The organism is Leucobacter soli, from assembly GCF_042659205.1.
Lineage (GTDB): Bacteria > Actinomycetota > Actinomycetes > Actinomycetales > Microbacteriaceae > Leucobacter > Leucobacter soli.
In genome coordinates this window covers 1-5,355 of record NZ_JBHSRW010000159.1, presented here as the reverse complement: position 1 = coordinate 5,355, position 5,355 = coordinate 1, and the positions used below count along the sequence as shown (strand labels likewise).

The window sequence follows — 5,355 nt, the reverse complement described above, 5'->3', positions numbered from 1 at the left end:
TCGAGGTCGCGGCCGACGACGGCTGCGACCTCGGGCGATAGCGTCCCGAGCCGGGTGCCGGGGTCGACGAGCTCGGGCAGCAGGCGGACCGGCACGCCGAGAGCCTCGGCGAGTTCGCGGTCCCACTCCCCCGTGCGGGGATCGAGCAGGCCGGTGGTGGAGGCGTTGGTGCGCTCGGCGACCTCGGCACCGGTGAGCCAGTAGGCGAGCAGGTCGGGGATCAGCAGCATCCGATCCGCCTCGGCGAGCAGCGGCCCCTCGGTCGCGAGCTGGAACAGGGTGTTGAACGCGAGGTGCTGCAGCCCGTTGCGCGCATAGAGCTGCTCGGCCGGCACGCGCGCGTGCACCGCCGCGACGCCGGCGTCGTTCCGCGCATCGCGGTAGTGGTAGGGCGTGCCGAGCAGTCGACCGCTCCGCAGCAGGCCGTAGTCGACCGCCCAGGAGTCGATGCCGACGCTCGCGATGCCGCCGGGCAGTTCGCGCTCGGCCGCGGCGAGCCCGCGGAGCACCTCCTGGTAGAGGCCGAGGATGTTCCAGTGCAGCCCGTCCCGCGTGCGCACGGGATCGTTCGCGAAGCGGGCGATGTGCCGCGCCTCGAGCCTGCCGTCGTCGATGCGGCCGAGGATCACCCTCCCGCTCGTGGCTCCGAGATCGACCGCCGCGACCGAGTTCGCGGCACCGTCCGCCCGCGCGCTCATCGCAGGAACGCCGCCGCGACGCCCGAGTCGACGGGGATGTGGAGGCCGGTGGTGCGTGAGAGCTCCGGCCCGGTCAGCACGTAGACCGCGTCGGCCACGTTCTCGGGCACGACCTCGCGCTTGAGGATCGTGCGGTTCGCGTAGAACTGGCCGAGGTCTTCTTCGGCGACGCCGTAGGTGGCGGCCCGGTTCGCACCCCAGCCGGAGGCGAAGATGCCGGATCCGCGCACCACGCCGTCGGGGTTGATGCCGTTGACGCGCACGCCGTGCTCGCCGAGCTCAACGGCGAGCAGCCGCACCTGGTGCGCCTGGTCGGCCTTCGTCGCCGAGTAGGCGATGTTGTTGGGGCCGGCGAAGACACTGTTCTTCGACGAGATGTAGATGATGTCGCCGCCCATGCCCTGGTCGATGAGCGCGCGGGCGGCAGCCTTCGAGACGAGGAAGGATCCCTTCGCCATGACGTCGTGCTGCAGGTTCCAGTCGGCCTCGGTGGTCTCGAGCAGCGGCTTCGAGAGCGAAAGGCCCGCGTTGTTGACGACGAGGTCGAGACCGCCGAAGGCGAGGACCGCCTCGTCGATGGCGGCCTGCACCGCGTCGGCGTCGGCGACGTTCGCGGCGACGCCGACCGCGACATCGGCGTTGCCGAGCTCCGCCGCGGCGGCCTGCGCCTTCTCGAGATCGAGATCGGCGACCACGACGCAGGCGCCCTCGGCCGCGAGCCGGGTCGCGATGGCCTTGCCGATGCCCGAAGCGGCGCCGGTGACGAGCGCGATGCGGCCCTGGTGCGACTTCGGCTTCGGCATGCGCCGCAGCTTCGCCTCCTCGAGCGCCCAGTACTCGATGCGGAACTTCTCGGCGTCGCTGATCGGCGCGTACGTCGAGAGCGCCTCGGCTCCGCGCATCACGTTGATCGCATTGACGTAGAACTCGCCTGCCACACGCGCGGTCTGCTTGTTCGCGCCGTAGCTGAACATGCCGACGCCGGGTACGAGCACGATGAGCGGATCGGCGCCGCGGATCGCCGGGCTCGACTCGTCGGCATGCGCGTCGTAATAGGCCCGGTAGTCTGCGCGGTAAGCCTCGTGCAGCTCGTGGAGCCGCGCGAGCTGATCCTCGAGCGACGCGGTGGCGGGGAGATCGAGCACCATCGGCTTGACCTTGGTGCGCAGGAAGTGATCGGGGCAGCTGGTACCGAGCGCCGAGAGCGGCGCCAGCTTCTCGCGCGAGAGGAAGTCGAGAACCTCGGCGCTGTCGGTGAAGTGGCCGACCATGGGCTTGTCGTGCGAGGCGATGCCGCGGATCGTGGGCGCGAGGGCGGCGGCGCGAGCGCGGCGCTCTGCCTCGGACAGCGGCTCGTAGCCCGCGACGACGGCGCCGAAGGGCTCGGGCGCGCCGTGCTCGGCGATGTAGGCGGCCGCGGTGTCGATGATCCGGAGCGAGTTGCGTTCGCTCTCCTCACTGGTCTCGCCCCAGGCGGTGATGCCGTGTCCGCCGAGGATGCAGCCGATCGCCTGCGGGTTCGCCTCCTGGATCGCGGCGATGTCGAGGCCGAGCTGGAAGCCGGGGCGGCGCCACGGCACCCACACGACCTCGTCGCCGAAGATCTCGGCGGTGAGCGCCTCGCCGTCCGCGGCGGTCGCGATCGCGATGCCGGAGTCGGGGTGCAGGTGGTCGACGTGCGGTTTGTTCACGAGGCCGTGCATGGCGGTGTCGATGCTCGGCGCGGCGCCGCCCCTGCCGTGGAGGCAGTAGTCGAAGGCGGCGACCATCTCGTCCTCGCGCTCGAGGCCGGGGTACACGTCGACGAGGGCGCGCATGCGGTCGAGGCGCAGCGTGGAGAGCCCGGCCGCGGTGAGCGTGCCGAGATCCCCGCCTGATCCCTTCACCCACAGCAGCTCGACGTCGCCTCCGGTGACCGGGTCGCGCTCGACGCCCTTGGCCGAGGTGTTGCCGCCGGCGAAGTTGGTGTTCTTCTTGTCGCCGCCGAGGCGGTTGGAGCGGGCGAGGAGCGCCGCCGCCGCCGGGTTCACCGCTGGCGTGGTCTCTGCTGGCTTCGTCATCGAGGATCCTTCACATCAGAAATGTTACTGTCTGTGAAAATAACACGAACTAACGTGATGCACAAGTGGCACCCGCACCCGTCCGCACTCCGCCGGCATGCCGCATCACACCAGTTCGACGAGGCCCCGATAGGGGTCGAGGCGCGGATCCGACGGAGCGAGCTCGGTGATCATCACGTCGATCGCCGAGAGCGGGAATCCGGCCGCCGAAGAGAGCTGGCCGAGCTTCGTCGAATCCACGCAGAGCACGGTCTCGCGGCTGCGCCCGGCGAAGGCCCGCTTCACCTCGGCCTCCGCGAGCGAGACCTCCGAGGTGCCGTGCACGGCGTCGACCGCACTGGCGGAGAGGAAGAAGCGCTGGTAGACCAGGGACTCCGCCGCAGCGCAGGTGATAGGGCCGACGAGGCTTCCGGTGCTGGGCTCGAGCTCGCCGCCCGCGAGCACCGGCGTGACCTTCGGGATCGCAGCCAGCGCCGTGAAGTTCTCGTAGGAGTTCGTGGCGACGGTGACGCTCCAGGCGCCGCGCATGCGACCCGCGAGCGTGCCGATGGTGCTCGATGCGTCGAGGGCGACCGCGCCGGATCTCGGGAACAGGCGCACCGCCTTCGAGGCGATGAGCTGCTTGGCGCGCGCGCCCAGCCCTCGGCGTTCGCCGAACGTTCTCGGCCGGATGGTGGCGACCGCTCCCCCGCGCACGCGCTGGAGCACCCCTTCGCGCTCGAGGCTCTCGAGATCGCGCCGGATCGTCATCGCCGAGACGTCGAAGCGCTGCGCGAGGGCGTGCAGATCGACGGCCCCATCCTCCGTCAGGACCTCGAGGATCGCGTCCCGCCGCCGCTGAGCGTCCACGCTGCTCTGGGTCGCCATGACGCCTCCCCCGAGTGCCGAAATCTAAATGAACACGAACGAACATTTCGAGCGTACTGCACGCCGGAGCCCGGCGGCAGTGGTCTCTATTCGGTCTCGGAGATTGACACTCCCGCGACGGCGGTGCTACATTCGCTTCCGAAAGGTTCAATGAACCAAAATCAGGCAGCGCGGCCTTCCCGCCCTCGCTGCGCGTCGCAGAAAGGGCAACAACAGATGACGAACAGCGCCTACGACCAGGTGGCAGCACGTTCCTCGGCGATGGACCGGGCGCTGGATGCCGGCGCCGGTATCGTCCGCCTCGCCCCGGCCTGGGTACCCCGGGCCTTCTGCACCCCCGGTCGGCGCATCCGTCTGCACCCGGACGACTACTTCCCCTTCGAGCAGGGCCGCGGCGGTATCGACGAGCGCTGGCTCGCCTCCGCCGTGCGAGCCGACAACGGCCCGAAGACCGGCCCGTACGAGGGCCTGAGCCTCGTCGTCGACCCCGACGGCGGCGCCCTCATCCCCTTCGACGAGTTCGTGGGGTACCACAAGGCCGAGCTGATCGGATCCCGCATCTGGGATCGCCACAACAAGTGGCCCATGTACTCGAAGTTCTTCGACAACGCCCAGGCCCTGCCGTTCCACGTGCACCACACCGACGAGAAGGCGGCGCTCGTCGACAAGCCCGGCAAGCCCGAGGCCTACTACTACTCGCCGCACATGAACAACCACCTCGGCCTCCAGCCGATCTCGTTCCTCGGCTTCCAGGCGGAGGTGACGAAGGAGCAGGTCAAGGAGCGGCTCGCCCGCTTCGCCGACGGCGGGGACAACCGCATCACCGACCTGGCGCTGGGCTACCGCACCCAGCTCGGCACCGGCTGGGACATCCCGGCCGGCGTTCTGCACGCCCCCGCGAGCGTCTGCACCTACGAGCCGCAGGCCGCGTGCGACGTCTTCTGCATGTGCGAGTCGTGGAGCAACAACCGCGAGGTCGACGAGGCGCTGCTCTGGAAGGACGTGCCGGCCTCGCACCACGGCGACCTCGACTTCATCGTCGGCCTCCTCGAGTGGGACCTCAACGTCGACCCCTACTTCGTCAGCAACCGCTTCATGACCCCGTACGCGACGGAGCAGTCGGCAGCCGACGGCGGGACAGCGTACTCGGAGCGCTGGATCGTGTTCCGCAGCACCGCGTTCAGCGCGAAGGAGCTGACCGTGCGCCCCGGCCAGACGGTCACGATCACCGACACCGACGCCTACGGCCTCATCGTGGTGCAGGGCCAGGGGACGCTCGGCGACCACGAGGTCGCCGCCGCCACCCTGCTCCGCTTCGGCCAGCTCAGCCAGGACGAGTTCTTCGTCTCGGAGAGCGCGGCCCGCGACGGCGTGCGCATCACCAACCGGTCTCAGACCGACGATCTGGTGATCCTGAAGCACTTCGGACCCGAGAACGGGGAGCTCGGACGGCATGCCTGAGATTTTCGGCGAGACGATGGAGCGGGTGCGCGAGCGCACCGGTCTCCTCGCACAAGCGGCGCGGATCGACTCGTTCATCGAGGCCGACGGCGTCGCGCACGGCACCAGGCGGCTGCGCCTGGTGAACGGCGGCGGCCTCGAACTCGAGCTGCACCCGGACCGCGCGCTCGACATCGGTCACGCGACCGTCGACGGCTGGCCGGTGGCCTGGGCCTCCCCCACCGGCATGACCGGCCCGGACGCCTTCGAGCCCGAGGGATCCGGCTGGC

5 protein-coding genes are annotated in these 5,355 nt (G+C 70.1%); 2 read left to right on the top strand and 3 right to left on the bottom strand.

Annotated elements, in window-relative coordinates:
* The 3 genes from ACFPZL_RS09575 to ACFPZL_RS09565 form a co-directional block, all read right to left on the bottom strand.
* Positions 1–698 (bottom strand): FGGY family carbohydrate kinase (locus ACFPZL_RS09575; RefSeq protein ID WP_382335228.1); only part of this gene is annotated, 698 nt, incomplete at its 3' end.
* On the bottom strand, positions 695–2,758 hold the full coding sequence (locus ACFPZL_RS09570) for a bifunctional aldolase/short-chain dehydrogenase (protein WP_218115933.1): 2,064 nt from the start codon (positions 2,756–2,758) through the stop codon (positions 695–697). The genes ACFPZL_RS09570 and ACFPZL_RS09575, both read right to left, overlap by 4 nt.
* A 105-nt stretch (positions 2,759–2,863) precedes the next feature.
* Positions 2,864–3,625 (bottom strand): DeoR/GlpR family DNA-binding transcription regulator, encoded by a 762-nt coding sequence (locus ACFPZL_RS09565; RefSeq protein WP_218115934.1) that lies wholly within the window; start codon positions 3,623–3,625, stop codon positions 2,864–2,866.
* Positions 3,626–3,841: 216 nt separating this feature from the next.
* Here ACFPZL_RS09565 and ACFPZL_RS09560 point away from each other — a divergent pair, with 216 nt between their 5' ends.
* Both ACFPZL_RS09560 and ACFPZL_RS09555 read left to right on the top strand, forming a co-directional pair.
* A complete protein-coding gene (locus ACFPZL_RS09560) occupies positions 3,842–5,086 on the top strand; it encodes a cupin domain-containing protein (RefSeq protein ID WP_218115935.1) in 1,245 nt (414 codons plus the stop codon).
* Positions 5,079–5,355, top strand: a 277-nt coding sequence (locus ACFPZL_RS09555) for a DUF4432 family protein (RefSeq protein WP_382335225.1), incomplete at its 3' end; no start/stop codon positions are given. The genes ACFPZL_RS09560 and ACFPZL_RS09555, both read left to right, overlap by 8 nt.

Excerpts from the sequence above, each read along its gene's own strand:
- ACFPZL_RS09570 (WP_218115933.1), bottom strand. The coding sequence starts at position 2,758 with ATGACGAAGCCAGCAGAGACCACGCCAGCGGTGAACCCGGCGGCGGCG.
- ACFPZL_RS09565 (WP_218115934.1), bottom strand. The coding sequence starts at position 3,625 with ATGGCGACCCAGAGCAGCGTGGACGCTCAGCGGCGGCGGGACGCGATC.
- ACFPZL_RS09560 (WP_218115935.1), top strand. The coding sequence starts at position 3,842 with ATGACGAACAGCGCCTACGACCAGGTGGCAGCACGTTCCTCGGCGATG.